The following is a 22,982-nucleotide window of genomic DNA, read 5'->3' as shown; positions in this document are numbered from 1 at the left end:
TCTCGTCATGCCGGTGATGCCTATGCATTGCTAAGGTTACGCCCGAGAAGTTTTGAAATTGAGAGGGTTTTATGAAAAAGCTAATTATCGCTGCTGCACTTGTTGTTTTCTCGGTGGCTTCGCAGGCCAACACTTTCTCCGAGAGCAAGCAGCTTCAATACACCAAGGAACACCAGACCGCAGTGGCCAAGTACGCGGAGAAAAATGGCAAGCCAATGCCAGAGATTCAGGATTACAAATATGGCATGAAGATAGACGTTGCGAAATTCGTACGTCAGTCGCAGGACCCCCGTACCTGCCAGGTCTATCCACGGTTGATGACCTTCGAGGACTCCCAGGGCACGCTCAAGACTGTTCGTTACTCGATGTATTCGCAATGCATCAACAACAAGTAGTAAACGATTTGAACAGAACAATTAGAGAATTCATAAATGCCAGGCAGTGCCTGGCATTTTTTATTACGCCCGATACCCCATAGCTTCGAAATGTTAACGCCTGGGCTCGGGCAAACCGTGCAATAGATCTTAGCCAACCAACAGAGACGGCTCCCCAACTGCAGAGGGCAATTGGAAGCCTTGACCCCAGAAGGGACGAGTTATGAAGAGTTTGCTTGAACGCCCTGATGACCAAGCCGGGCATGAAGGTCATAGCCATGAGCATGGCGGCATTTTTGGAATGAACACAGAGCTGATTTTCGCGCTGATCTGTGGTGCTCTCCTGGGTGCCGGAGCTCTCGCAGGAAAACTTGGCCTGATTGATCGTCTGCCTCTGATTCTGTACGTGTCGGCCTACGTGTTCGGTGGATGGTTCACCACTAAGGAAGCGGTTACCAACATCCGTCAGAAACGCTTCGAGATCGACTCGCTGATGCTTCTCGCCGCAGTCGGTGCCGCGAGCATCGGCGCCTGGGCGGAGGGGGCTCTGCTGCTGTTCCTGTTCAGTCTGGGGCATTCCCTTGAAAGCTACGCGATGGGGCGGGCCAAGAAAGCGATTGAGGCACTGTCCAAGCTCGCACCAGCCACCGCGATCGTACGCAGAGCAAATGGCACGGTGGAGATGCCCGTGGAGCTGCTGGTTCCCGGTGACGTTGTCATCGTGCGCCCCAATGACCGCCTGCCGGCCGATGGTTTTGTAGTCGTAGGCTCCTCAAGTATCAACCAGGCGCCAGTAACCGGTGAGAGCGTCCCCGTGGACAAGCAACCTGTTCCTGATGCCGAACTCGCACGCAGCAAGCCAGATGCAGTGGATGCAGCCTCGAAAGTCTTCGCCGGTACCATCAATGGCGAAACGCTCATCGAGGTTGAGGTAACACGGCGCTCTACGGAGAGTACCTTGGCGCGGGTCATCAAGATGGTCAGTGAAGCCGAAGTCAGGAAGTCACCGACCCAGCGATTCACGGACCGCTTCCAACGCATATTCGTCCCGTTGGTTTTACTGCTGGTAGTCGGGCTGCTATTTGCCGGCATTTTCCTTGACGAGCCGTTCCGTGACTCGTTCTACCGGGCGATGGCCGTACTGGTTGCAGCCAGCCCCTGCGCGCTCGCGATCGCTACACCAAGCGCCATTCTCTCTGGCATCGCCAGGGCAGCCCGAGGTGGCGTGCTGATCAAGGGCGGTGCGCCACTTGAAGAGCTTGGATCATTGAATGCCATGGCATTCGACAAGACCGGTACCCTGACCGAAGGGCGCCCACGTATCACCGATGTAATACCCATAGGCGGCACGCAGATCGAGGATCTGCTAAACGTCGCCATCGCTGTGGAGTCGATGAGCGACCATCCGCTGGCTGCGGCAATTGTGCGTGACGGTGAAGAGATGATTGGCACACGGCGCCGATTCCAAGCCAAGAACATGAGCAACATGATTGGCCGCGGCGTGCGTGCTGAGCTTGATGGGCAGTTCGTCTGGATTGGCAAGGTCGAGATGTTCGGTACCAATGGTATTCCCGCACTCAGCAAGGCAGCCCTGGAGGCTGCGGAGCGTCTACGTCAGTCAGGCCGTACCACCATGGTGGTACGGCGTGCTGACAAGGATCTGGGCGCTATCGGGCTATTGGACACACCCCGGGAGGGGGCCAAAGAGGCACTCCAGAAGCTTAGAGAGATGGGCATCGAACGCATGGTCATGATTTCTGGAGACCACAACCGCGTTGCAGAGGCTGTAGCCAAACAAGTTGGCTTAGATGAAGCGTGGGGAGACCTGATGCCGGAAGACAAGGTCAAGGCCATCAAAAACCTGCGCCTTAGCGCCAAGGTGGCCATGGTGGGTGACGGCGTCAATGATGCCCCTGCCATGGCCAGTTCGAGCGTTGGTATCGCAATGGGGGCTGCTGGATCTGATGTTGCCCTGGAAACGGCTGATATCGCGCTTATGGCTGACGACATCAGGCAACTCCCATTTGCGGTGGGGCTGAGCCGTCACACGCGATCGATCATCCACCAGAATCTGTTCGTCAGCTTGGGGATTGTGGCCATCCTGGTTCCGTCCACCATCATGGGCTTGAGCATTGGTGCCGCTGTTGCGATCCATGAGGGCTCCACACTGTTGGTCGTCTTCAACGCCTTGCGCCTGTTGGCCTACCGCAGAAGCACCTGATCCCTGAGCTTCAATCATGAAGCTAAGCAGGGAAATGACCTGAAGTAGAAGTACGGGTCGTGCGCGATCAGCGCACGACCCGTACTTTTCTCTCACTCGTCGATCCCGATGCGCTTGAGGCTTTCAAGGGCCTTTCCGCACTCAGGTGAGCCATGCCGTAAGCCGCAGGCCAATGCAGCTTTGAGGCTCATGACACCGGCTACGAAACCGACTTGATTGCCGACTCCGTGTCCGTCCGCAAATCCCTGATCATACGCAATCTCGACAAGCGCATTGATCGCCGCCAGGGTGTCCTGTTTGTTTTTACTCTTTTGCATATCTACTCCGCGAGCATTCAGCTCATATCGCTCGGTTAGGTGGCGGCGCCTTCAGGTTTGGGGTGAGCGAATCCCGCTCCCATAGCCAATCCCTAACGGGGGGCTCAGCCCGCCACCGTAAGGAAAATCAGCTATTGAGAGCAGATGACTCGTTTTGGTCACCCGTGCTGCTCGCCTCACCGCATTGGCACTGAGTGGGTACATCCGGGTAGTCGCTGTGATTCTCAATGAACAGCGTTCGGCAGGTTTCGCACCCATAGATCCGGGGCAGGGATTTAAGGCCGCTCGGAAGCACGTCACTCAGAGGCTCGTTATGCCAAGGAGCCCCGTCAAGGATTCTTGAACGCAGGATGTTTCCCAGGCGCCAGGTGTCACTTTGTGCGCGCCAGGACCACATCGGCGCAGAAAGCGAATACTGGATGAAGGTCTCTTGTGACTGCCTGGATAGCGGGTACTTGGGGCGGGTCCAGCCGGAATCGATGATGCTGAACCCCATGCCCATTTCTGCGCTCGGGTGGGTCTTTTCACCAAAGAAACGGTCATGCGTCGCTGGAGCCGTCGCATGATGGTCAGTCGGTGGGAATACCCACAGATAACACTCATCCCGGTTGACCATGCTGATGAGCTCGCTTGGCCCCCGCATGGGGGAATTTGCAGCCAGGGCGAAGCGATCCTTCCACGACATTTTGGGAGGCGGCGCAATACCAGCAGCGATGGCCAACGTGGCAGTCTTGGGGACGAAGCGATCGCCTAGCTCGTTCAGATCCAGGTTCTTGCAGAGAGCCTTGAAGGCCTTTTTGCGAGTCTTCGAGCTGAAGGAGGGGTCAAGGAGCAGGCGAACCTGGTTCACGCCGATTCCCGCAGTTCGTAGCACCTCAATGACTTCTTCAGCCACACCGACTGCTTGAAGATCGGTCAATCCTAAGCACGTTTTCGCCCGCTCGACCGCCGCGTAGAGGTTGTACTGCCGTGTCTCGTTGTCACGACAGACCTGAATTGGCAGCTTGTCTTGGATGGCAACTTGCGGTGCAACGGAGCCGATGGCCGCGTGGAACAGCTGGTGGAGGTGCAGATGAGAGTACGGGCGGCCAGAAGCCGAGAACGAGGCGTGCAGCTGAGCAGCGAGAGGTTGAAGCAGCTTTTTTGCAGACATGACTATCCCCTAATGAGCGACGTTGGGGTAGCTGCGCTTGTAGGGCCGTTAGACGCGAAGCTGGACGTCGAATCAGGTTCAATCATGAATAGGAGTCAGGTTTGATTTGCTTGCACGGCCACCATGCAAAGCCCGACGCGGCAATCACATCAGATTCGCCGAGCTTTGGCAAGAGCGGTCATCGGTAAGCGAAAGCAGGTAGGAGGAGGGCGCTCCATGCTTGATCACCTCCAGAAACAGGAAAGCCGGAAGCACGTTGAGCGCTTCCGGCTTTCTCACGTCAGACTGATGAGAGGGATCAGAAGACGTATTGCAGGCGGGTCACGATGGCATTGCCGCTGTCGTCGCCCACGGTGTTCTCGTTGTTGTCGGTGCGCACGTTGATGTAGTTGGCACTGACTTTCACCGCCTCGTTGACGTACCAGTTCACACCCACCGTGTGGCTCTTGGCCTTGCGCTCGTTCGATTGGTCCGCCGCGGTGACCAGGTTGCCGTCTTCGACCTTGATATCGTCAAAGCGGTAGAAGACTTCCCAGGCCCCCAGTTCCTTGTTCTCTGGTTTGATAGTGTCGAACTTGGCACCATCGAGCTTGTAGATACGCGGCTCGCCGGTCAGGGTGTAAGCCATCTGGGCGTAGTAACCGGAGGCCTTCATGTCGTTGTTGGCCTGGTCAGCTTTCAGCTTGCGGCGAAGGTATTCCGCTTGAACCGAGAACGGACCGGTGGCCCAGGCACCTTCGAGACCCCAGACCGAGTCGTCCTTCCACAGGCCATCTTGTGCAGCAGCACCGCCAAACAGCATGCGGTTGCCGTTGGTGCCGGCATCGCCGCCGCCATTGGTATCTACACCGCGGACGCCCAGACGCGAACGAATCCGGGTATCGACCGCACTGTTTTTGAGGTCGCGGTAAGCGTACTGAGCACCGACGTGCAGGACGTTGCCATCACTGTGCAGCGGTGCGAACACGCCACGTACGTTGTAGCGCTTGGTGCTGTCGCCATCCGAGTTGTTATTGGTTTCGCTGAAAACGCTACCGGAAACATAAGCCATGTCAGCGATGGTGCTGGTGGCTTGAACACCCATGCCGGCGTTGTCGTTGATCCAGTCCGCCAGGTCGTACGAGAGGTTCCGCTCCATGGCGGTGGTCCACTTCGAACTGGTGGCTTTCTCAAGACCGAAGTCGGTGTAGAAACGGCCAAAGCGCAGTTGCACCGGCTTGAAACCCGTGTAGGTCAGGCTGGCTTCGTCGAAGTAGCCGTCGGAGTCGTTGCCCGTGTTGCGGGAAAGGTCGTAGTTGAGCTGATACTTCCAGTCGCGGTACAGCACGCCACCGAGCTCAAGGTAGGCGCGACGGAAGTAGCCTGCGTCAGCGGTATCGCCATTCTTGGTGAAGACACCATCGAAACGGCCGTAGTCGGCCTGAACTCGGCCGCCCAGTTTGAAACTGAATTCCTTGTCAGAAGTCGATACTTCAAGACCGCCCTTGGTCTTCAGAACGATGTCAGCTCCGTCAGTGGTTACTGTTCCGGAGAATGCTTGCGAGGAAAATGTGCCTATTATTGCGGCAGCCAACAGCTTTTCCCGCATGTTCGAAGAACGGATCATTGCTTGCCTCTCGTATGTTAAGTGCTTAGCTACCGACGTTATATTTCGCCCTGCGCCGGCCTAAATTTATCTTGCAGATGGGAGCAGGCCACGGTTGTCACCTGCTGTAACAAGATGCCTTTGTTCTAAGCACTCTGACTAGGTTGCAAGCGAATATGACAGTTGTGTTTCTGTAGTGTTAACGGAGGAGTTTCAAACCTAACAAAACTGTTACCGAACAAGCCAGTCCTTCTTATCAAAGAAGCTCTTCTTGATCAATCTTCGAATTTCCAAAACCTGCGCATTGCGGACAAGCTTCGTTTTGATAACAAGATAGACATCTTTCTCCTCCAGGTCGTCCAGGAAACCCGGCACGGGTAGGATATTTCTCTCCAGTTTTCGGCTGTAGTCGGGCAGCACTCCAATACACGCACCGCCAACGACAAGGCCTCGTGATAGGTTGTAGCTCTTGACCCGAGTGGTACCGCCCTGATGCTCAGCCATTATCGATGCCCACTTTCGTGAGCCCGCCAAGATCTCTTCATCCCAAGGGACAACGAGCATGAAGTTGTGCAAATCCAAGCTCTCCACTGGAAGGGTGACGCTTCTTGAATAGCGGCTGGAAATGAACAGGGCGTGCCCAATCCGGCCAAGCCGTTCAAACCTATACGTAGGATGGCGATCAAGCGCGCCTTTATCATCTGGGCTCACCAAAGCGATACCCACATCGACTTCACACTCAGAAAGCATCTGCGTTGTGCATTCTGAATGGATTTCCAGCTGCATTTCGGCATGATCACGCACGTAGGCGACTAGATCGCGGTTTACGATGTCGTTCAGCACTGGCTCTGTGATCGCGATGGTAAGCCTGGGGACTTCCTTTTCACCGGACTTGCCAAGGCCGTCTGGGCCGAAGAGCTGGCACAGGTAATGGCTGACCCTCTCGCCTGTGCGGGTCAGGGCAAGCTTGTTGTGTTTGTAGACAAACACGGGAGCACCAATGTGCTCTTCCAGTTTCTCCAAGCGTTTCCGCAGGCCTACCACTGGCACATTGAGCCCTCGGGCAGCCTGTTTGAAACTGGCACAACGTGCTGTTGCGAAAAACTCTACGGCCAGCTGATCATCAATTGGCAAATCATCCAATATGTCAGGGCTGTAAGGAACAACGGTGCTTGTATATGTTTCATTTTGTGTAACCATTAGGTCCCCCTTAATTCGGGGAATCTATCTCAATGCCACCCGGTGTTTCCTTATCTTGTCAACATTGTAATCCACGGGTCATGCATGCGTTATCGGAAGGCTTTTATTTCGAAAGCGTAATTTTCAGGCAATCCCTCTGATATTGTAGCGTGCTAGCCTAGTGCGCCGACTTGTTACTTACCATATATAGATTCGGCTAATTACGCATTTACATTTAGTTCACTATTTTTTCACCTTTGCCTCCATAGGCTTTGGGCATGGAAAATCAAACCCCACCTCTTACTACCTTACTGATTCGTTATCTGGGGATCGGCTTCATAGCAACGGGAGTCCATTATGCGGTGTTCCTATTGCTGGTTACGACAGAATTCGTTACTCCGTTACTGGCCAGTATCTGTGGCGGCATGGTTGGCGCAATCGCGAGCTTCATTGGAAATAGGGCGCTCTGTTTTGTGGCAGATGGCTCTCGTAAGTTTCAGCCTGTCAGGTTTGCACTGGTCGCGTTAACCACAAACTTCGGCAATGGCGTGGGTATGTGGTTCCTCATCAAGTCGAATCTGTCACCGCTCATCTCCCAAGTCGTAGTGACCTTAAGCCTCACTGCACTTGGATTCATTGCACATCGTTTTTGGACATTCAATCATGCAGACATTACATCGCTTTCCCGAGCGCCCTGATCCCTTGTTAACCATCGTGGTCCCTTGCTTCCAGGAAGAGGAAACCATCCCCGAGTTCCACCAGCGAATCACCCGCGTGGTGAAGCGCTTACCCGTCTCCTGCGAAATCCTCTATGTCGACGACGGCAGTAATGACCGGACGGCCGACATTCTTCGCCACTATCAGGATGGGTCATCTGTACGTTGCCTGTCCCTGAGTCGCAACTTCGGCAAAGAGGCTGCACTGAGCGCCGGGATAGACCATGCCCGTGGCAGTGCGCTGATCTTCATTGATGTCGACCTGCAGGATCCACCAGAGCTCATCGCGGCCATGGTGGACTACTGGCAACGCGGCTACGACGTGGTGAACATGCAGCGCAACCTGAGAATCGGTGATTCGTGGTTCAAGCGCATGAGTGCCCGGGCTTACTACTGGGTCATGCAGCGCCTGGTGGAGAAGGTGGACATGCCGGCCGATGTCAGCGATTTCCGATTGATTGGGCCTGCGCCGCTGGCAGCCCTGCGGGCCCTGGATGAACGCTCCAGGATTCTCAAAGGCATGATCGGCTGGGTAGGCTTTCGTACCATCGAACTGCCCTACAATCGCACTGTTCGCCATGCCGGGAGCACCAAATGGAATGCAGCTGGCCTGTTCAATCTGGCCATCGAGAGCATCGTCAGCTTCTCTCGCAAACCACTGCGCATTTTCAGCCTCATCAGTTTCGGTCTTTTCGTCTCCAGCATCTGCTACATGCTTGCGTCGCTTGTGGCAGGCAGTTTCGACATCCATCACCTGATCGTCGGAATGGCTTCATTCATGTGCGTCGGTGTCGCCATGGTGGGGGAGTACCTGGGCGTGACACTCGCGGAAGTGAAGCGCCGGCCTCTCTATTTCCTGAAGCACAGCAACAAGGCAGATCCCGTGTCACTCCACCCTTCGATGGCTTCGATCGAGGGTAAGAAATGCTGAACCTGAAGAACGAGAGGACGCTGTGGTGGGTCCTGGGTTCGATTTTGCTATTGCGTTTGGTGGGGCTGGGCATCTACCCGCTGATGGACACATCTGAGGCCCGTTACGCTGAAATGGCTCGCAAGATGGTCGAGTTGAATGACTGGATCACGCCCATGTTCGACTACGGGGTACCGTTCTGGGGCAAGCCTCCGTTGTCCTTCTGGACCCAGGCCGCGAGCATGACGGTCTTCGGCGTTAACGAGTTCGCTGCGCGCTTCCCAGCGTGGCTACTCCACCTGGCAAGCTGTTTCATCATCATCAAACTCGGCACGCAGCAGATTTCTCGTAACGCCGGCATCTGGGCTGCCATTATTTTTTCCAGCACCACACTTGGCCTGGTCTCCAGCGGTGTTGTGCTGACTGACCCTGTTTTGTCGTTCTCGATTCTGCTGGCCAGCTACGGTTTCTGGCGTTGGATGAAGTGCGCCAGCAAGGCGGATGCCTACCTGATGTTCGCAGGTCTCGGGCTGGGCTTGCTTGCCAAAGGGCCGCTGACCCTGGTGCTTATGGGGGCGCCGGCATTCGCCTGGTTCGTTATCTACAAGGAATGGGGACGGGTACTGAGGCTTCCCTGGATTAGCGGCCTTGTACTTATGTTCGGTATATCCGTGCCATGGTATGTCGCGGCCGAGATGAAAACGCCCGGCTTCATGGAGTACTTCTTCGTTGGTGAGCACTGGAGCCGCTACGTCGTCAGTAACTGGGCAGGGGACCTCTATGGTAGTGCTCATGCCAAGCCGTACGGCAGCATCTGGATCCAGCTCGGATTGTCGCTACTGCCATGGGCCTTGTTTCTACCACTGTTGATCCGCAAGCGTGGATCGATGCAGCGCTTCAAAGCCTACCTCTGGCTGTGGGCCTTGGCGACACCGGTCTTCTTCACATTTGCAGGCAACATTCTGTGGACCTACCTGCTACCCGCGCTGCCAGCGTGGGCATTGCTGCTGTCTGCACGGGTCAGCGAAGTTGGCCCGAAGACCACCTGGGCTGCCGCTGCGAGCGCATTGGTGTTGCCAATCATCGGTGCGGGCATCATCTACGCCGGGGTACTAGAGGAGCGCCCTCAGAATCAGCGGGATGTGGTTCAAGCCTGGCTCAATGTGCAGTCTGCTCATTCCGCTCCCCTGATCTATCCTGGCCGCCGCTCATACTCGTCGGAGTTTTACAGCAGCGGGAAGTCCGAGAACATCAAGGATCCTGCCAAGTGGCCGCGGGATGGCTCGTTCTATCTGTCCAGGCGCTTGCGAGACAGCAAGGATGGTCTGCCCGCTGATCTAGCTTGCACATCGATCACCGAAGCGAACGCCAGCCAGCTCCTGCTGTGCCATTGGAAACGCCCCGCACAAGGTGCCGAGGGTCTGGCCGGAGAAAGCAATGCGGAAACGCCTCGCAAGAACGAAGGCTAAATTCCAAGCACAAAAAAGCCAGGTTTTACCCTGGCTTTTTTGTCGATTTCTTTCGTCATTTGAAGTCCTATTTAACCGCCGATTAATTGTCGGCTTGTTCCTTACCATCCTTGCTTTCTTTCTTTTGCTCTTGAGCGACTTGTTGTTTGTTCTGGTCCGAAGAGTCATCGCTCCATAGGCGAGCCTGTTCGGTTCGGAAGTTCTCGTTGAACTGTTTCGTTCGCTCGAAGCCGCCTTCAGCGTAAGCGGTACCCATGAGACCCAGCAGCAGGCTGCCAATAGCGATAGATTTGACAAATTTCATTGTGAACCTCGGCTCATACTAGGCCAACCTGATTAGCGGCCTTTGTTGGTTTGTAGTTTAGGAACGCGAAGCTAACGACAAGGTGAGTCAATAATTACAATTCCGTAATTTTGGCTGCAGATAGGATGCGTTAAATCTTCAAATCTGGAAGGATCATGTCTATCTCGGCACTGTCGAGGGCGACTTCGAATTTTCTCTTAAATTACAATTTTGATATCTAGCGCGTTAATTCAGCGCGGCGTTGTTGGCCGCCCTAGGAGATAGCCATGAATGACATAGAGCCCTGGGCAGTTGCTATCGGTGACTTTCGCCGCTGCACTGAAAAACTCACTGTCCAGCTCGATGAGCTGACCTCGCAGACGCGCACCTCCAGCGCTGTTTTGGAGAGGTCGAACGAACTGGTGGAGCAGGTGGACGCTGTCGGCCGGCAGATTCAGGAGGAGGTGCGAAAGGCGGAGAAGGCTTGGTCGAACGCGGAGGAGGTTGCCTTGCGCGCCGCTGCATCAGCGTATTCAGCTGCATGCCGCGGAGTCGACACCGCCATCCAGCCACTGATCTCGGAGCTTACAGCAGCGACAAAGGCGGCGGACGCCTCTATCCAGGAGCTCAAGCGGGCACCGGTGCTGGCCAAGCGTTATGTGATGGTGGTCGCCACGGCGTTCTTCATTCTGGCGCTGATCTGTGTCTACTCGACCATGCGCCTGATCGATGCCGCCGGCAGCGTAAGTGCTCAAGAGAAAGTGAATGCTCAGTACTTCTCACACCTGTGGAAAAACGCCAATCCTGACGAACAGAAGATTATTAAGTCGGTGATTCTGCGGTCGCCCATGGACCCTGTGGTCCTTCGGCACTGATGCATTGAGGCAAACAAAAGGCCCGTCGATTGACGGGCCTAATCGTGTCTGCGCAATTTAAGCGGCGGTCATTGCCGGCTGCATTTGCTGGGCTTCCGGAAAGTGAAGGTGGAACCAGGTGAAGTTTTCTTCGGTCACCTCCACGCTCGCCGATCCCTGGTGCAGACTCATGATCGACTGCACAATGGCCAAGCCAAGACCGGTACCGCCTTCGCTCCGTGCTCGGCTCTTGTCCACACGGTAGAACCGCTCAAACAAGTGCGCGTGGTGTTCCTTGGCAATACCACGGCCGGGGTTGCCGACACTCAACGTCGTACCGCTCGCACTATGCTGCACCTTAACGTAGACCGTGCGGCCGCGAGGGCAGTAACGGATCGCGTTCGAGACCAGATTCGAGACGGCACGTTGAACCATCAGGCGATTCCCGCGCACCACGTCATCACTGCCGGAGATCTGCAGCTGAATCTCGCCTTCTTCTGCTGAAATGCTGAAGAGATCGCACACTCGCTGAACCTCGTCGACCAAGGAGACGGATTCGAACTCCACCATTGATGCTGGATGACTGACCTGGGCCAAGAACAGCATGTCGGAAACCATGCGGCTCATGCGGTCCAGCTCTTCTGTGCACGACTCCAGAACCTCCCGGTACTCGGAAAGCGATCGTTCTCTGGTCAAGGCAACCTGGGCCTTGCCCATCAGGTTGGAAAGCGGTGCTCGAAGTTCGTGAGCAAGGTCGTCAGAAAACTGCGAGAGCTGCTGAACCCCATCATCCAGGCGAGCCAGCATGATGTTGATGCCGTCGGCGAGCATTTTGAGTTCTGCCGGCATCCCATCAGTTGGAAGGCGATGGTCGAGGCTCTCGGTTGAGATTTTCGAGGCGATCTTGAGGAACTTGGTCAGTGGTAGCAGGCCTCTGCGCACAGTCCACCAGCCAATGGCCAAGATCAGTGCGAGGATGACGGGGGACATCATCAAGGCCCAGGTCAGCAACGCATCGAGCAGCGCCTCACTGGATGACTGGTCCATGGTCATATAGACGCTGACCTCTGTTCCATCGCCCAAACGCATGATTCGAGAAGCACTCAGCAGAGGACGGTCCTGCGTATCACGCCATTCGTGCTCTTTGGGCTGGGCCGCCGGCTGAAACTTGTGCACCTCCAGATTGACCTGTTTCGAGCCAATCGAGAGCAGGGGAGTCTGATTCTGTGAGGTATCGAATATGCTCACATACAGGTTGTTGTGGCCCATGACCAAATCGACAAGCTGATGCGCATCCGCGTTGACGCCGGAGATGTCCGGGATGGTGGACAGGTTGTGAGCCATCCCCGCCATCTTTACTTCCAGGTCTGCTCTGGCATTTCTTTCCAGAGCCTTGCCTACCATCAGATAGCCAAAGGTGGCGAACAGAAGCAGCAACGCTGCGCTCATCAACCCAACTTTTAACCCCAGCTTTGCAGCCAGGCTGAATGGCCTCATGCGCGTTCCTCAAAAACGTACCCAACGCCACGAAGCGTGTGAATGAGCTTGGTTTCAAACGGGTCATCGATCTTCGAGCGCAAGCGCCGGATGGCTACATCGATGACATTGGTGTCGCAATCGAAATTCATATCCCAGACCAACGAGATGATCTGAGAGCGAGTCAGCGCTTCGCCCGTTCGGCTCATGAGCAGGTGCAGAAGCGCAAATTCCTTGGTGGTGAGATCGATGCGTGTGCCACCGCGGAAGACGCGATGGCGGACGGAGTCGAGTTCCAGATCGGCAATTTTCAGCGAGCTCTTCTCGACTAACTCATCACCACGGCGTTGCAGCGAACGGATGCGAGCAAGCAGCTCAGGGAATTCGAATGGCTTCACAAGGTAGTCATCCGCGCCGCCGTCCAAGCCCTTGAGCTTGTCATTGATGCGTCCGCGGGCGGTCAGCATGATGATGCGGACCCGGCTGGTCTTACGGATGGTTTCCAGCAGGTCCCAGCCGTCGATACCCGGGAGGTTCACGTCCAGGAGGACCAACGAATAGACATTAGTGTTGAACAAGTGCAGAGCATCTACACCGTTGTGCACGATATCTACGACATACCCGCTTTCGGATAGGCCCTGCTGAAGATATTCGGCAGTTTTAATTTCGTCTTCCACAACTAGAACGCGCATAACTTATCTCAAGGTGTGAGGAAGGAGTTGGCCTAATCCGCCAAGATTATGGTTGCAGGCTGTTCGAAAGTTTGGCTGAGGGTATGGCATGTGGTAGTCGCTACCTCTGTCCATACGCCGGGTCACCTGAGGACGCTTGAATCTTAACGCGAAGAAGCTGGCCGCGGCGAAATCCTACAAATTTGTAATGTAGCCGCAAGATTTCTGACAGTCATGCAGGCTCCACCCCTAAGCATAGCGGATTCTGGGGCCTGCGGCGGTGTATGACAGATTCGCCTGGCAGGTGGAATCGGCCAGGACAGGCAGCATTTCGGTCGTTAGCTTGCAAGGACTGGTACTGGCCTTGGATCGAGGGCGCCACGCAGGCAGACCCCATGCACGGCCGCAAACCGCAGCGCCTTTCTGCAAATTAGTTCACGTGGCGGCTCGATATTCTCTCGAATAATTATCTTACAATCTATTACATGTCCAAATTGTAATTGCACGATCATCTTGGTGTTAGCCTCCTTTGCTAGTTTAAGGGCAGCGGAAGAGGCATCGCTGCTTTGGAAATTGTCTCATTTCAAAGCAGCTTGGCAAGAGCACCGAGCAGTTGTTCGCGCCAGTGCATTCACCTGTAAACCATACGCTCCTTTGGTAGGTGAATTTTAGCGCCCCCCTACGGGCGCTTTTTTATTAAGGGACTTCTTATGAACACTACTGTATCAGCGATCGCCGTGTTTATGCTCTTTACATCACTAACAGCCAATGCCCAAAGCGGTATGGAGATCAATAAACACATCGAGCGTACTGCTAGAGAGGCTACAGCGGATTATGCTCAACGCGTAAAAAAGCCCATGCCTCAACTAGAAGACTACGCCTATGGCATGGACCTGGACGTTGGTAAGTTGGTGTATGTATCACCCAATGTGCGGTACTGCGGTAATGTAAGAAGCATGATGACCTACGAAGACTCGAAAGGCGAACTGCACATGGTTCGCTACCTGGTGAAGGGCGAGTGTGTTAATAGCCGTTAAGACTCATCAAGATGATCCCTGCGGCCACCGGATCATAGAAGCTCAATGCCGAACCGGCGCAGCAGTATGGCGAAGCCTCCGAAGCTGGCCATTGTGATGAGGATGCTGCTGATCAGTGTCGGCCAAAAGCCGAGCTTAGGTAGCAGCAATGGAAAAGCAATAAACATCGGCAGGGTCGGAAGCACGTACCAGAACGTGTACCAAGCATGGTTGGAGATCTTCTCCATGCTCTGGTTCTCTAAATAGAGCCAGACCAACGTCACGACCGTGACCAAGGGTAGGGCGGCGACCAAGCCGCCCAGCTTGTCGCTGCGTTTCGCCAGCTCTGACACGAGAATCACTATACCGGCAGTGAGTAGGTACTTCGTGATGATCCAGGCCATCGCTGAGCCTTCTGGAGGTTGTTGACGAGGGCAGGCGAAGCCATTCACCAACCCCCTTGAAGCGCTCCTGCCGTTTACGGCATCCCTCACCGCATTTTTTTTGCAACATCACCCTCAGCCAGGAGGGTGATGTGTTTGCATGGTGTTTACCGATCGGTCAGTGCGAGGGTGAGGGAACGCTCTCGTGGAAAGCTGCCCGCTCGATCTGGATGGTGCAGTGATGGATTTCGAATGCATCGCTGACAGCATCCACGACGGCCGCCAACACAGCATCCCCATCTGCAGAATCCCGAACCACTACGTGCGACGTCATCACGTTACTGCCACTGCTGACAGCCCACACGTGCAAGTCATGAACGTCCGTCACGCCATCTACTCCGAGGATGGTGGCCTCGATTGCCGTAACGTCGAGCCCCCTCGGGACACCCTCCATGAGGATCCCCAGGCTTTCGCGAAGCAACTGCCACGTCCGCGGCAGAACCCAAAGGCCGATCGCCACAGCGACAATCGTGTCGACCCAGGTCCAGCCGGTGAAGCGGATGATAAGTGCCGCGATGATTACGCCAAGCGAGCCGAGCATGTCGCTCCAAACTTCGAGGTAGGCTCCTTTGACGTTGAGGCTTTCGTTGCTCGCAGATGCCAGAAGGCGCATCGAAATTAGGTTGATGATCAGGCCGGCGATTGCGATCCACATCATCGCTCCGGTAGCGATCTCCGCCGGCATGAAGAAGCGCTGGTAGGCCTCATACAAGATGTACATCGCCACCAGGAAGAGCAGCACGGCGTTGAACGTCGAAGCCAGAATTTCCAGGCGCGCATAGCCGAAGGTTCTTTTCTGATCCGCCGGCCGCTTGGCTATCTGAAGTGCAATCAGTGAGATCGCCAAGGCGGCAGTATCTGTGAACATGTGAGATGCGTCCGACAGCAGCGCCAGGCTGCCGGTAATCCACGCACCGATCACTTCTGCAATCATGAAGCTGCCAGTCAAGCCGAGCGCCATGATTAGCTTCTTCTGATGCCCCTCGCGTACTGCAGCGCTGCCATGGTCATGATTTGAACCCACGTATTTCTCCTTGCGCAGGGTTGTGGTCTCGTTGGCCTTCCTGTCTACCTAGCCTTAGAGCGTCGCTTGGCCACACTGACTGCAAAATCTTGCTCCTGCACTCAGCAGCGAGCCGCAGGCGGTGCAACCACTCGATAGCGGTGTTCCGCAGTTTAGACAAAAGCGTGCTGACGGATCGTTGGCCGTCCGGCACTGCCTGCAGCCCTGCAGATCTTTGATGGGGGCAGGAGTGGGAGGGCGCCCGCCGTCATACACCTGATTACCGCCGTCGCAGCCCTGCTGCCGGCCATGGCGATCATATTGCTCGGCCCCATGTCCCCCGCTGTGGTGCTTGCCTCCACCGTGGTTTCCACGGCCATGGTGCCCGCCCAGGATGTTTTTGAAAAAGCTCATGGTATTCGCCCCTCATTGATGGGTGACATATTAACGAGCAAAAGTTGAAAATTATGTTCTGCTCGCGAGAAAGACTTGTAAGTTGAATTGAAAGTTCAAAATTAGCCTACGACAAAACGAAACCGTTTTGTTTGTGAAATTAAATTTATCTAGCTGAGCGGAGCATTGCTTTTGGTGGGTAGTATTCCCCTAATTTTGATCATAGCGTGATCAATGACAATCAAAACAGCAGTAATTGGATTTCTGTCAGCATTGTAATCCCGAGGTCATCGTGTCGTTATCAGGTCCCGGAAATAATGCGCTCAGCGAGATTCATTTCTCTTTTTATCCCTATGCCTCACACATACTAAGCGTCCCCAACGCCTAGGGGCCTAAGGCCTCTGACGCTCCGCACATTGCGCAATCGCTCAGCATCTGTCGACGGTTTGCCTTGTAGCTCCCGCTAACTCCATAGCTACCGCCATGGATAAGCAGCTTCCAGAGTTTGATAATGACACCTTCCAAATCCATTGTTCACACCCTGTTAAGCAAATGGATCTTTGCTATTCGCAATGCGCGGCAGAAAGGCATCAGTACTAATTTGCTAATCGGCCTGGTGACTTTTTGGTTACTGCTATTCGCGAACGCTGAGCTCTGGAACGTGCTCTGGAAGCTGGTATTCAAAACCGATGAAGTGAACTGGCAGCTAGCGGCTAGCCTCCCAGTCATAGTATTCGCATGGGTGTTTACCGTTCTGAGCTTGCTGTCATGGGGGCGGCTGGCCAAACCCATACTGTGCCTGGTACTGATCAGCGCGTCTTTTGCGAGTTACTTCATGAATGCCTACGGCATCGTGATCGATTACACAATGTTCACCAACGTTGTGGAGACCGACGTCGCTGAGGCAACCGAGCTGCTGAATTGGAAGCTCGGTCTTTGGGTCGCAATGGTTGGGGTGTTGCCCGTCTACCTGATTGCCCGGGTTCCCCTCCGGCGCAAGCCTTGGGCCAAAGCTTTGGTCAGCAGGTTCATTGCTCTGTCGCTCGCTCTGTTGACCTTATCTGGCATCGCGTTGAGTCAGTACCAGTCGTATGCCTCCTTGCTGCGCAACAATCGGGAGATCCGGCTGATTCTGGTACCTACCAACTTGTTTGCGGCTGGCCATGGGTACCTGAAGCGTCAGCTGGCCTCACCTAAAACGCTGACGGCCATTGGTACTGATGCGGTAGTTAATCGACAGGGTGCGGCTCGTAAACCCAGGCTGCTGGTACTGGCAGTAGGAGAGACCGCTCGCTCCGCCAACTTCTCCCTCAACGGCTACTCCCGTGAAACGAATCCGGAACTAGAAAAGCGAAATGTCATTAGCTTCACGAACGTGAGCTCCTGCGGTACCGCTACCGCGGTCTCGCTGCCATGCATGTTCCTGGACGTGGGTAAGGCCCAGTACAAAGATGGCTTGGCCAAGAGCCGAGAAGGGCTGCTCGACGTGCTTCAACGCGCTGGCATCAGTGTCATGTGGACTGACAACAACTCGGGGTGCAAAGGGGTCTGCGACAGGGTTCCCAACCACAAGGCTGCCTCTCACGCGGATTCCCAACTGTGCACCAGCGAGGAGTGTAAGGACGGGGTGCTGCTCACGGAGATGCAAGACTTCATCAAGCGCCAGGAAGGCGATGCTGTCCTGGTGCTCCACTACAAAGGCAGTCACGGCCCGGCCTACTACAAGCGCTACCCCTCGCAATTCAAGAAATTCGCACCGGTGTGCGAGACCAACGAGCTCGACAAATGTAAGCAGGAGGAGGTGGTCAATGCCTACGACAACTCAATCCTCTACACCGATTATGTGACTGCAAATCTCATCGATATCCTGGCGGCCAACACCAAGTTCGACACTGCGCTGATGTACGTTTCGGACCACGGCGAATCGCTGGGGGAGGGTGGGCTCTATCTACACGGGCTGCCTTACGCGATGGCTCCTGACGAGCAAACAAAGGTGCCGTTGGTACTTTGGATGTCTGACTCGCTCGCGAAGAGCGAAAAGGTCAACGTGGGTTGTTTGAAAGCTCAAACCACGTCACCGCTGAGCCACGACAACCTGTTCCACACCGTGCTCGGCATGATGAACGTCCAGACGTCTTCGTATCGCTCAGCGCTGGATTTCACTGCCCCTTGTAAGCCCTTTGTCGGAGGCTCTTATTCTGGCCTCTGAATGTTCGATGTGGACCGGATCATCGGCCAGGCGGTTCTGCACCAGCCTGCTTTGACAGCTGAGAGAAGCTGGACTAATTACATAGCTGCATTCAACAACCCAAGCGGAAAAGGAAGTTTTGCATGAGCATCAAGCCAGGCCCAAAGCGCACCAATGAAGATGGCACTCCGGACAAAAGGCAGCGAGTCACCCCTGAAAAGCAGAAGGACCATCCGGACCTGAAACCCCACAAGCACAAAAAGGGGGAGTAAGAAAAAAGCAGCTCTCGGGAGCTGCTTTTTTTTTGGGGCTGTGTGCAAACCCTCCCGACCGTCTCGCTGATCAATCGGACCGCGTCGTGAGTCTTCCGCTTGGCTTGATGGATTCTGAAGCTACCTCCGGATCGGTTATCCCTTCAGTGCGGACGACGAGACTGATATCCCAGAGCGTTGAGCTGATACTCGCTGACAGCCCGAAATTGTGATTCTGCGATTTGACGCAGGCGCTCAACCTCTTCGGCAGATGAGCCAGAAGCCTGCGCCTCGTGGTATTGCTTCATCGCATCCACTGCGTCGGTATACATGGGGTGGTCGGGGAGAAGAGCTGGTATCTTTTTCGTCATGTAGCGGCAGGTCCTCACTGGATAGTCGACGGTGGTTTACCTGCTTTGAGGAGCTGAAAATCAATGACCGCCTGATAGAGCGAATCTGCCAATAGGTGAAGACGCTGTACCTCAAGGTCTGGCAATCCAGCAGCCTCCGCTTCGTGGGCCTGTCGGATAGCTTCAAGCGCTTGCCTCATCAGTGGCTCACCAGCCTCGACCATTCCAATGAATGTGCGCTTCACAACATTTTGCTCCACTCAGCTGAAGATGAATTATAGGACACCGCGGCGTGGCAAGGCCCCGAGCAGCACAGGTGTTCGACGTCCGGCTGAACGAACCAATGAGGAGCGCGCTGGCCTGGGGAGTGGCCAGGGCGCGTGTCATAGCTACGTTGTAAACCACTTTTTTCACTGTAAACCACTGTGGTTTACAGTGAAAAAAAGTGGTTTACAGCAGGCCTCCTCAGGCCTGAGTCAGCTCCAGCAGATCGCCCAGTTCCTCCCGGGCCATCTTCACTCTATCCATTCTGCGATAAGGATGATCAACCGGCATCCGGATAAGAGATTCGAACCAAGCCGAATCGAATTTGATGACTTCCTTGTGAATGTGCTCAAGCTCACCTCCGCGAGGCTGTGACACTACAAACTCCATGCTTTCAACCAAGCCAGACGCTTCACTGTCTTTGACGATTCGATGGCGGATGAAACTCATTTTGAGATCAAAATATGCCGCCTTCGAACCAGGCACCTTCTTCGATTCCAGCCGACCAGTGCTGCTGATTTCCGCCCCCGGCACCTCAGCGGCAATAGCTTTCACCAGCTCAGCATTTCCACTGACCTTCTGGCCAAACAGGCGGGTGGCGTCCGACATGTAAGCAAAGATCCATGGCACATTGCGAAGCGTCGCGCCGGTATAGAGGTAGCCACGCTCTCCCTTGTAACGCTGCAGCATGCCTCTCAACGCGTTCTCGGAAAGGACCAGTTGGGTCTCTTTCTCCAGGATGTAAACCACGCGATCGAACTGTTCGATCAATAGCTTGAGAATCTTCCGCGGGACGCCGTCAAACCTGGTTTTTCGTTCTGTTTTCTTATGCTGGCGAGGCTTGAAGTACGGGCAATCGTTACGGGCCTCACTATCAAATGGAGCGATGCCGCGAATGCTCTTAGTAGCATGTTTCCCGAATGGGTTCTTCACGTTAGGCGGTAGCTCATACAGCCCAACCAGCTGGACAGGGTTGTCGCATGCCGGGCATACAGCAAACTGAGCTAGCTTGCCCGCACTTCCAGGCTGGTACCACGGATCTCTGCGGAAGGTCTCGGCCTCGAAACCTTCCTTGTCGATGATCTTGCTTTCTGTGTCTTCGATGCGGAGCTTATAGACATCCATCTTTGCTGAAACCGTATCAATAGAGGGTTTCTGGATGGTAACGAGCGAGGATAGGCAGCAGTAGGCCTAACTGACCCTTTTGGTGGTCACCCACTGGTTTGAGGCCAGCCCAAAGCATGCCTGATCGACCTGGGCGGGCCCTAGAAACAACTAACCCCCTGATGCGCAGTACAGGTCTGGGACCTGCCCGAGGCGTGGGGGCTATTCTTGGAGCGACAGTGACACCGGCTCCGGAGAAAATCAATTGGTTTGTAGAGCAGCCGGTCAGCTAAGGTCAAACCCAGATCCTAAAGGGGAGGCCGATAGCAGCTCAGTCAGCATCATCGGCACCTTCTTCATCTTCATCGGTATCCCCAACACTGAGCCAGTCGTGAAGGTTGTACCGCACGAAGTCTTCCGCATCGAGCATGGTAAAGTCTTGTAGCACCGTGACGTCTGCTCCACCGAAGTACAGCCCATCGTTGAGATTTCTGGCCACCCCGAGCACTTCATTCAGCTGGTCGTGCAGCTCATTTGCGCGCCTGGCGTGCTCTCGTTTGGTCAAAAACCGGAACACCACCTCGTAGGGCTCAGGGGTGGTATTACCCGCTTTGCTTCAAGCCGCAGGAGTTGCAGGTCCGTTGCAGCTTGATGGTTTTACTTAAGGAGCCAAGCCAGCTCTCCAATCCGCAGATGCTGTGCACATTTTTTTGCACATATCTCACGCCACGATACCCCAGTAGATTCAGGCTTTTCGCAGCCTTTGCATAGGTGAGTCGCGATGGATTTCTACACATCTCAATGAGGAAACCTAAGCTCCGTTTTCCACGTATTCCTCCGCTACAGAACGCTTTTCTGCGGTGTGTCCCCTGACATTCGCTTTTCAGGGCGAGCTATGGGGGCCACTCAAGACGGCTATCTTTTGCCTGGCACCAATGAAAAGGCCCTCAATATTGAGGGCCTTAAATTCAATGCGGATCCGTCACGCGGGCATTTTTTGCAGCTGTCGAACTCGATCATGGACCACAAATTTAATGATTCCTTTGACATCGTTGGTGCAGTTTTCAAAGGCAAGGCGCGATACCACCTGGCGACCCTCCTTCAGAATCAGCGCCCCGATCAACTCGTCGACGAAGGACTGAGTGACATCGTTCCCAGCGAAATCTATGACAACGCTCTCACCACTGCTGAGCGAGCGTTCGATTTCGGTACGGTAGGGGATCGCTGAAGCTCGCATTCCGTACGTTCGGATAGAACTATCCCTACTTAATCGAATTTGAGTTTGCATGTCGTAACCCCTTGTATTGCATAATCCTTTTTTGCAGCCCGAGAGTTTCAGTTGACGCTGAATCTCCCATTTACCGCTCCTTGCATGATCGACTCTAGCCCTCGAGCTATCAAAAAGCCAGAGCTAGCGGAAATTCAGATCTAGGTCGAGATCGTCGTCAACCTGTCCTGCATCGTCCTTCGGCAGCAAGTCACTGATCGAAATGGTGGGCAGCAGCTCACGGGTACAGCTAAACGCGATCGATACACCATTCCACAGCGCATCATGCAGCTCCTGAGACTGCCGACGCTTTGTGTCATGTATGCCATTGCCGCTCACGATGATCAAACCACCGCCCGCCGCGTCTGCAATTTTTGCGGTAGTTGTTAACCCGATACCTTGGTTCTCGCTACCCAGGATCTGGGCCATCGCACCCCGGTTGCAGCTCACTCGCGGTTTGAGTGCCGCCTCGATCGCGTGCAAATGCGTGCGGTCATGAAGCTCAGGGTGATTCCTCAGTGTCGCGAGAAACCCACACCCATTATCGACGATGGCCATGCGTACAAGGTTCAATTTTGGATAAAACTGACAGGTCAGCCAAACGGCGGCGTCACCACGTCCCTCTCTGCGGGCGTGAGTAAGCGAGTTTTCCAATAGCTCCTTGAGCGAATACTCCAGAGGGCCCCGGTAGGAGTCAAACTCATTCCGTCCCGTGTGCTCGTCGACTGGGGCATCCGGGTCCGATTGAGTCAACCTTCCCGTAATAGCTCTAGCGAGGCGAGAGGCTGCAGCCTCTGCTTGATGGTGTTCGCTGATTTTGGTGATTTCCACCAACGAGGTGCTTCGGTCGTTTCGACGTCCTACCCCCGATAGATCTACACCCTCTACATCAATGTCCTTGAAAAAATCCATCCTGGCCAGGTAGGAGGTCAGGTCTCTGCTCAAAAACTGCATCGAAACTCGCTTCTGGACCAACTGGTTTTCAAACAACGCTCGCAGCGTGGCCATCCCTAACGGATCGATATACGAGAGGTTGCTAGCGTCTAAAACGATGTCACCAGGGCAGTTAATGATTTCTGCGCACACAGAAAACAGGTCATGGGGCGATCTTGAGCCAAGCCCCCAAGGAAGAACGATCGCGTTTTCAATATCGATGGCCTGCATGCAATTCCCTGGCAACGGAGCTAACCCTTTCGGATAGATATAGGGCTCGATAGTAGCCCATTGCCTGCCGGGTAAGCACTCACCTATTTTTTGACGAGTAGTGCCGGCATAGAATTGGCGCGCGGCAGTAGCGGCCTGTGGATGGTGGATCGCGCTCGCCTTGGGCTCAACACGCACGAAGAAAACACGGCCAACGCCCTGCCACGGGTCAGCCATTCAAGCAAAGATGGCCAGATCAAAGCCTTGTGCGAGAGCACTGGAGCAGGTTTGTGAGTCCGCCGAGCAGTTTCATCTCCGACGTCTGCTGTGGGCAAAGGCAAAGCTGGAAGGG

At 54.8% G+C, this 22,982-nt stretch carries 25 protein-coding genes; 9 read left to right on the top strand and 16 right to left on the bottom strand.

Going from position 1 to position 22,982, the window contains the following annotated elements; genetic code table 11:
* Nucleotides 1–71: 71 nt before the first annotated feature.
* Both ACLEJW_RS07745 and ACLEJW_RS07740 read left to right on the top strand, forming a co-directional pair.
* Nucleotides 72–395: a DUF2790 domain-containing protein gene (locus ACLEJW_RS07745; protein WP_003253432.1), complete on the top strand. Its 324-nt coding sequence runs from the start codon at nt 72–74 to the stop codon at nt 393–395.
* A 202-nt stretch (nt 396–597) separates the two neighbouring features.
* On the top strand, nt 598–2,595 hold the full coding sequence (locus ACLEJW_RS07740; RefSeq protein WP_010951452.1) for a heavy metal translocating P-type ATPase: 1,998 nt from the start codon (nt 598–600) through the stop codon (nt 2,593–2,595).
* 92 nt (nt 2,596–2,687) lie between these two features.
* Here ACLEJW_RS07740 and ACLEJW_RS07735 read toward each other — a convergent pair whose 3' ends face one another.
* The 4 genes from ACLEJW_RS07735 to ACLEJW_RS07720 all read right to left on the bottom strand — a co-directional run bounded on the left by ACLEJW_RS07735 (nt 2,688) and on the right by ACLEJW_RS07720 (nt 6,850).
* Entirely contained in the window at nt 2,688–2,912 is a 225-nt protein-coding gene (locus ACLEJW_RS07735; RefSeq protein ID WP_010951451.1) for a hypothetical protein, read from the bottom strand.
* Nucleotides 2,913–3,039: 127 nt separating this feature from the next.
* The gene (locus ACLEJW_RS07730; protein WP_011953109.1) at nt 3,040–4,065 is read right to left on the bottom strand and encodes a hypothetical protein; all 1,026 of its coding nucleotides are present in this window, start codon (nt 4,063–4,065) and stop codon (nt 3,040–3,042) included.
* 298 nt (nt 4,066–4,363) lie between these two features.
* A complete protein-coding gene (locus ACLEJW_RS07725; protein ID WP_009395904.1) occupies nt 4,364–5,671 on the bottom strand; it encodes an OprO/OprP family phosphate-selective porin in 1,308 nt (435 codons plus the stop codon).
* A gap of 210 nt (nt 5,672–5,881) precedes the next feature.
* Nucleotides 5,882–6,850, bottom strand: a complete 969-nt coding sequence (locus ACLEJW_RS07720) for a LysR family transcriptional regulator (RefSeq protein ID WP_280093726.1) — start codon at nt 6,848–6,850, stop codon at nt 5,882–5,884.
* A 257-nt stretch (nt 6,851–7,107) separates the two neighbouring features.
* Between ACLEJW_RS07720 and ACLEJW_RS07715 the strand changes: the two genes are divergently transcribed.
* The 3 genes from ACLEJW_RS07715 to ACLEJW_RS07705 are packed head-to-tail and all read left to right on the top strand — an operon-like array spanning nt 7,108 to nt 9,924.
* On the top strand, nt 7,108–7,527 hold the full coding sequence (locus ACLEJW_RS07715) for a GtrA family protein (RefSeq protein WP_010951446.1): 420 nt from the start codon (nt 7,108–7,110) through the stop codon (nt 7,525–7,527).
* Complete coding sequence (locus ACLEJW_RS07710; protein WP_010951445.1) at nt 7,493–8,476, top strand: glycosyltransferase family 2 protein; 984 nt, start codon at nt 7,493–7,495, stop codon at nt 8,474–8,476. The genes ACLEJW_RS07715 and ACLEJW_RS07710 overlap by 35 nt, the downstream gene beginning before the upstream one ends.
* On the top strand, nt 8,470–9,924 hold the full coding sequence (locus ACLEJW_RS07705) for a phospholipid carrier-dependent glycosyltransferase (protein WP_010951444.1): 1,455 nt from the start codon (nt 8,470–8,472) through the stop codon (nt 9,922–9,924). The genes ACLEJW_RS07710 and ACLEJW_RS07705 overlap by 7 nt, the downstream gene beginning before the upstream one ends.
* Nucleotides 9,925–10,006: 82 nt before the next feature.
* Here ACLEJW_RS07705 and ACLEJW_RS07700 read toward each other — a convergent pair whose 3' ends face one another.
* The gene (locus ACLEJW_RS07700) at nt 10,007–10,228 is read right to left on the bottom strand and encodes a hypothetical protein (protein WP_010951443.1); all 222 of its coding nucleotides are present in this window, start codon (nt 10,226–10,228) and stop codon (nt 10,007–10,009) included.
* A 266-nt stretch (nt 10,229–10,494) separates the two neighbouring features.
* On the opposite strand from ACLEJW_RS07700, the gene ACLEJW_RS07695 reads away from it, so the two are divergent.
* A complete protein-coding gene (locus ACLEJW_RS07695; protein WP_010951442.1) occupies nt 10,495–11,082 on the top strand; it encodes a hypothetical protein in 588 nt (195 codons plus the stop codon).
* A 57-nt stretch (nt 11,083–11,139) separates the two neighbouring features.
* Here the strand turns inward: ACLEJW_RS07695 and ACLEJW_RS07690 are convergent, their stop codons facing one another.
* Both ACLEJW_RS07690 and ACLEJW_RS07685 read right to left on the bottom strand, forming a co-directional pair.
* Entirely contained in the window at nt 11,140–12,558 is a 1,419-nt protein-coding gene (locus tag ACLEJW_RS07690; RefSeq protein WP_010951441.1) for a heavy metal sensor histidine kinase, read from the bottom strand.
* Nucleotides 12,555–13,229: a heavy metal response regulator transcription factor gene (locus tag ACLEJW_RS07685; RefSeq protein ID WP_003253457.1), complete on the bottom strand. Its 675-nt coding sequence runs from the start codon at nt 13,227–13,229 to the stop codon at nt 12,555–12,557. The genes ACLEJW_RS07690 and ACLEJW_RS07685 overlap by 4 nt, the downstream gene beginning before the upstream one ends.
* Before the next feature lie 689 nt (nt 13,230–13,918).
* Here ACLEJW_RS07685 and ACLEJW_RS07680 point away from each other — a divergent pair.
* The gene (locus ACLEJW_RS07680) at nt 13,919–14,245 is read left to right on the top strand and encodes a DUF2790 domain-containing protein (RefSeq protein ID WP_010951440.1); all 327 of its coding nucleotides are present in this window, start codon (nt 13,919–13,921) and stop codon (nt 14,243–14,245) included.
* Nucleotides 14,246–14,277: 32 nt separating this feature from the next.
* Here the strand turns inward: ACLEJW_RS07680 and ACLEJW_RS07675 are convergent, their stop codons facing one another.
* The 3 genes from ACLEJW_RS07675 to ACLEJW_RS07665 all read right to left on the bottom strand — a co-directional run bounded on the left by ACLEJW_RS07675 (nt 14,278) and on the right by ACLEJW_RS07665 (nt 16,084).
* Nucleotides 14,278–14,628, bottom strand: a complete 351-nt coding sequence (locus ACLEJW_RS07675) for a DUF3147 family protein (protein ID WP_011953105.1) — start codon at nt 14,626–14,628, stop codon at nt 14,278–14,280.
* A gap of 157 nt (nt 14,629–14,785) precedes the next feature.
* Nucleotides 14,786–15,691 carry a cation diffusion facilitator family transporter gene (locus tag ACLEJW_RS07670; protein WP_010951438.1) on the bottom strand — a complete coding sequence of 302 codons (906 nt, stop codon included), beginning with the start codon at nt 15,689–15,691 and terminating at the stop codon, nt 14,786–14,788.
* A 54-nt stretch (nt 15,692–15,745) separates the two neighbouring features.
* A complete protein-coding gene (locus ACLEJW_RS07665; protein WP_079732563.1) occupies nt 15,746–16,084 on the bottom strand; it encodes a zinc ribbon domain-containing protein in 339 nt (112 codons plus the stop codon).
* 490 nt (nt 16,085–16,574) lie between these two features.
* On the opposite strand from ACLEJW_RS07665, the gene ACLEJW_RS07660 reads away from it, so the two are divergent.
* A complete protein-coding gene (locus tag ACLEJW_RS07660) occupies nt 16,575–18,272 on the top strand; it encodes a phosphoethanolamine transferase (protein WP_003298414.1) in 1,698 nt (565 codons plus the stop codon).
* Between the two features lie 122 nt (nt 18,273–18,394).
* Nucleotides 18,395–18,523, top strand: a complete 129-nt coding sequence (locus ACLEJW_RS07655; RefSeq protein WP_003253468.1) for a hypothetical protein — start codon at nt 18,395–18,397, stop codon at nt 18,521–18,523.
* Between the two features lie 143 nt (nt 18,524–18,666).
* Here ACLEJW_RS07655 and ACLEJW_RS07650 read toward each other — a convergent pair whose 3' ends face one another.
* The 6 genes from ACLEJW_RS07650 to ACLEJW_RS07625 form a co-directional block, all read right to left on the bottom strand.
* On the bottom strand, nt 18,667–18,873 hold the full coding sequence (locus tag ACLEJW_RS07650; protein WP_011953104.1) for a hypothetical protein: 207 nt from the start codon (nt 18,871–18,873) through the stop codon (nt 18,667–18,669).
* Between the two features lie 14 nt (nt 18,874–18,887).
* Nucleotides 18,888–19,097, bottom strand: a complete 210-nt coding sequence (locus ACLEJW_RS07645) for a hypothetical protein (protein ID WP_015268418.1) — start codon at nt 19,095–19,097, stop codon at nt 18,888–18,890.
* Nucleotides 19,098–19,317: 220 nt separating this feature from the next.
* Complete coding sequence (locus ACLEJW_RS07640) at nt 19,318–20,241, bottom strand: hypothetical protein (RefSeq protein WP_011953102.1); 924 nt, start codon at nt 20,239–20,241, stop codon at nt 19,318–19,320.
* A 310-nt stretch (nt 20,242–20,551) separates the two neighbouring features.
* Entirely contained in the window at nt 20,552–20,785 is a 234-nt protein-coding gene (locus ACLEJW_RS07635; RefSeq protein ID WP_156867445.1) for a hypothetical protein, read from the bottom strand.
* 417 nt (nt 20,786–21,202) lie between these two features.
* Nucleotides 21,203–21,457, bottom strand: a complete 255-nt coding sequence (locus ACLEJW_RS07630; protein WP_128337688.1) for an STAS-like domain-containing protein — start codon at nt 21,455–21,457, stop codon at nt 21,203–21,205.
* A 174-nt stretch (nt 21,458–21,631) separates the two neighbouring features.
* Nucleotides 21,632–22,651 (bottom strand): ATP-binding protein, encoded by a 1,020-nt coding sequence (locus ACLEJW_RS07625; protein WP_015268415.1) that lies wholly within the window; start codon nt 22,649–22,651, stop codon nt 21,632–21,634.
* Between the last annotated feature and the right edge of the window lie 331 nt (nt 22,652–22,982).

The organism is Pseudomonas sp. SMSB3, assembly GCF_052041965.1.
Classification (GTDB): domain Bacteria; phylum Pseudomonadota; class Gammaproteobacteria; order Pseudomonadales; family Pseudomonadaceae; genus Aquipseudomonas.
This window is presented reverse-complemented; position numbering and strand designations above follow the sequence as displayed.

Excerpts from the sequence above, each read along its gene's own strand:
- ACLEJW_RS07710 (WP_010951445.1), top strand. The coding sequence starts at position 7,493 with ATGCAGACATTACATCGCTTTCCCGAGCGCCCTGATCCCTTGTTAACC.
- ACLEJW_RS07630 (WP_128337688.1), bottom strand. The coding sequence starts at position 21,457 with ATGCGAGCTTCAGCGATCCCCTACCGTACCGAAATCGAACGCTCGCTC.
- ACLEJW_RS07700 (WP_010951443.1), bottom strand. The coding sequence starts at position 10,228 with ATGAAATTTGTCAAATCTATCGCTATTGGCAGCCTGCTGCTGGGTCTC.
- ACLEJW_RS07675 (WP_011953105.1), bottom strand. The coding sequence starts at position 14,628 with ATGGCCTGGATCATCACGAAGTACCTACTCACTGCCGGTATAGTGATT.
- ACLEJW_RS07685 (WP_003253457.1), bottom strand. The coding sequence starts at position 13,229 with ATGCGCGTTCTAGTTGTGGAAGACGAAATTAAAACTGCCGAATATCTT.
- ACLEJW_RS07715 (WP_010951446.1), top strand. The coding sequence starts at position 7,108 with ATGGAAAATCAAACCCCACCTCTTACTACCTTACTGATTCGTTATCTG.
- ACLEJW_RS07720 (WP_280093726.1), bottom strand. The coding sequence starts at position 6,850 with ATGGTTACACAAAATGAAACATATACAAGCACCGTTGTTCCTTACAGC.
- ACLEJW_RS07665 (WP_079732563.1), bottom strand. The coding sequence starts at position 16,084 with ATGAGCTTTTTCAAAAACATCCTGGGCGGGCACCATGGCCGTGGAAAC.
- ACLEJW_RS07660 (WP_003298414.1), top strand. The coding sequence starts at position 16,575 with ATGACACCTTCCAAATCCATTGTTCACACCCTGTTAAGCAAATGGATC.
- ACLEJW_RS07640 (WP_011953102.1), bottom strand. The coding sequence starts at position 20,241 with ATGGATGTCTATAAGCTCCGCATCGAAGACACAGAAAGCAAGATCATC.
- ACLEJW_RS07650 (WP_011953104.1), bottom strand. The coding sequence starts at position 18,873 with ATGACGAAAAAGATACCAGCTCTTCTCCCCGACCACCCCATGTATACC.
- ACLEJW_RS07695 (WP_010951442.1), top strand. The coding sequence starts at position 10,495 with ATGAATGACATAGAGCCCTGGGCAGTTGCTATCGGTGACTTTCGCCGC.
- ACLEJW_RS07740 (WP_010951452.1), top strand. The coding sequence starts at position 598 with ATGAAGAGTTTGCTTGAACGCCCTGATGACCAAGCCGGGCATGAAGGT.
- ACLEJW_RS07655 (WP_003253468.1), top strand. The coding sequence starts at position 18,395 with ATGAGCATCAAGCCAGGCCCAAAGCGCACCAATGAAGATGGCACTCCG.
- ACLEJW_RS07725 (WP_009395904.1), bottom strand. The coding sequence starts at position 5,671 with ATGATCCGTTCTTCGAACATGCGGGAAAAGCTGTTGGCTGCCGCAATA.
- ACLEJW_RS07730 (WP_011953109.1), bottom strand. The coding sequence starts at position 4,065 with ATGTCTGCAAAAAAGCTGCTTCAACCTCTCGCTGCTCAGCTGCACGCC.
- ACLEJW_RS07680 (WP_010951440.1), top strand. The coding sequence starts at position 13,919 with ATGAACACTACTGTATCAGCGATCGCCGTGTTTATGCTCTTTACATCA.
- ACLEJW_RS07690 (WP_010951441.1), bottom strand. The coding sequence starts at position 12,558 with ATGAGGCCATTCAGCCTGGCTGCAAAGCTGGGGTTAAAAGTTGGGTTG.
- ACLEJW_RS07745 (WP_003253432.1), top strand. The coding sequence starts at position 72 with ATGAAAAAGCTAATTATCGCTGCTGCACTTGTTGTTTTCTCGGTGGCT.
- ACLEJW_RS07625 (WP_015268415.1), bottom strand. The coding sequence starts at position 22,651 with ATGCAGGCCATCGATATTGAAAACGCGATCGTTCTTCCTTGGGGGCTT.
- ACLEJW_RS07735 (WP_010951451.1), bottom strand. The coding sequence starts at position 2,912 with ATGCAAAAGAGTAAAAACAAACAGGACACCCTGGCGGCGATCAATGCG.
- ACLEJW_RS07705 (WP_010951444.1), top strand. The coding sequence starts at position 8,470 with ATGCTGAACCTGAAGAACGAGAGGACGCTGTGGTGGGTCCTGGGTTCG.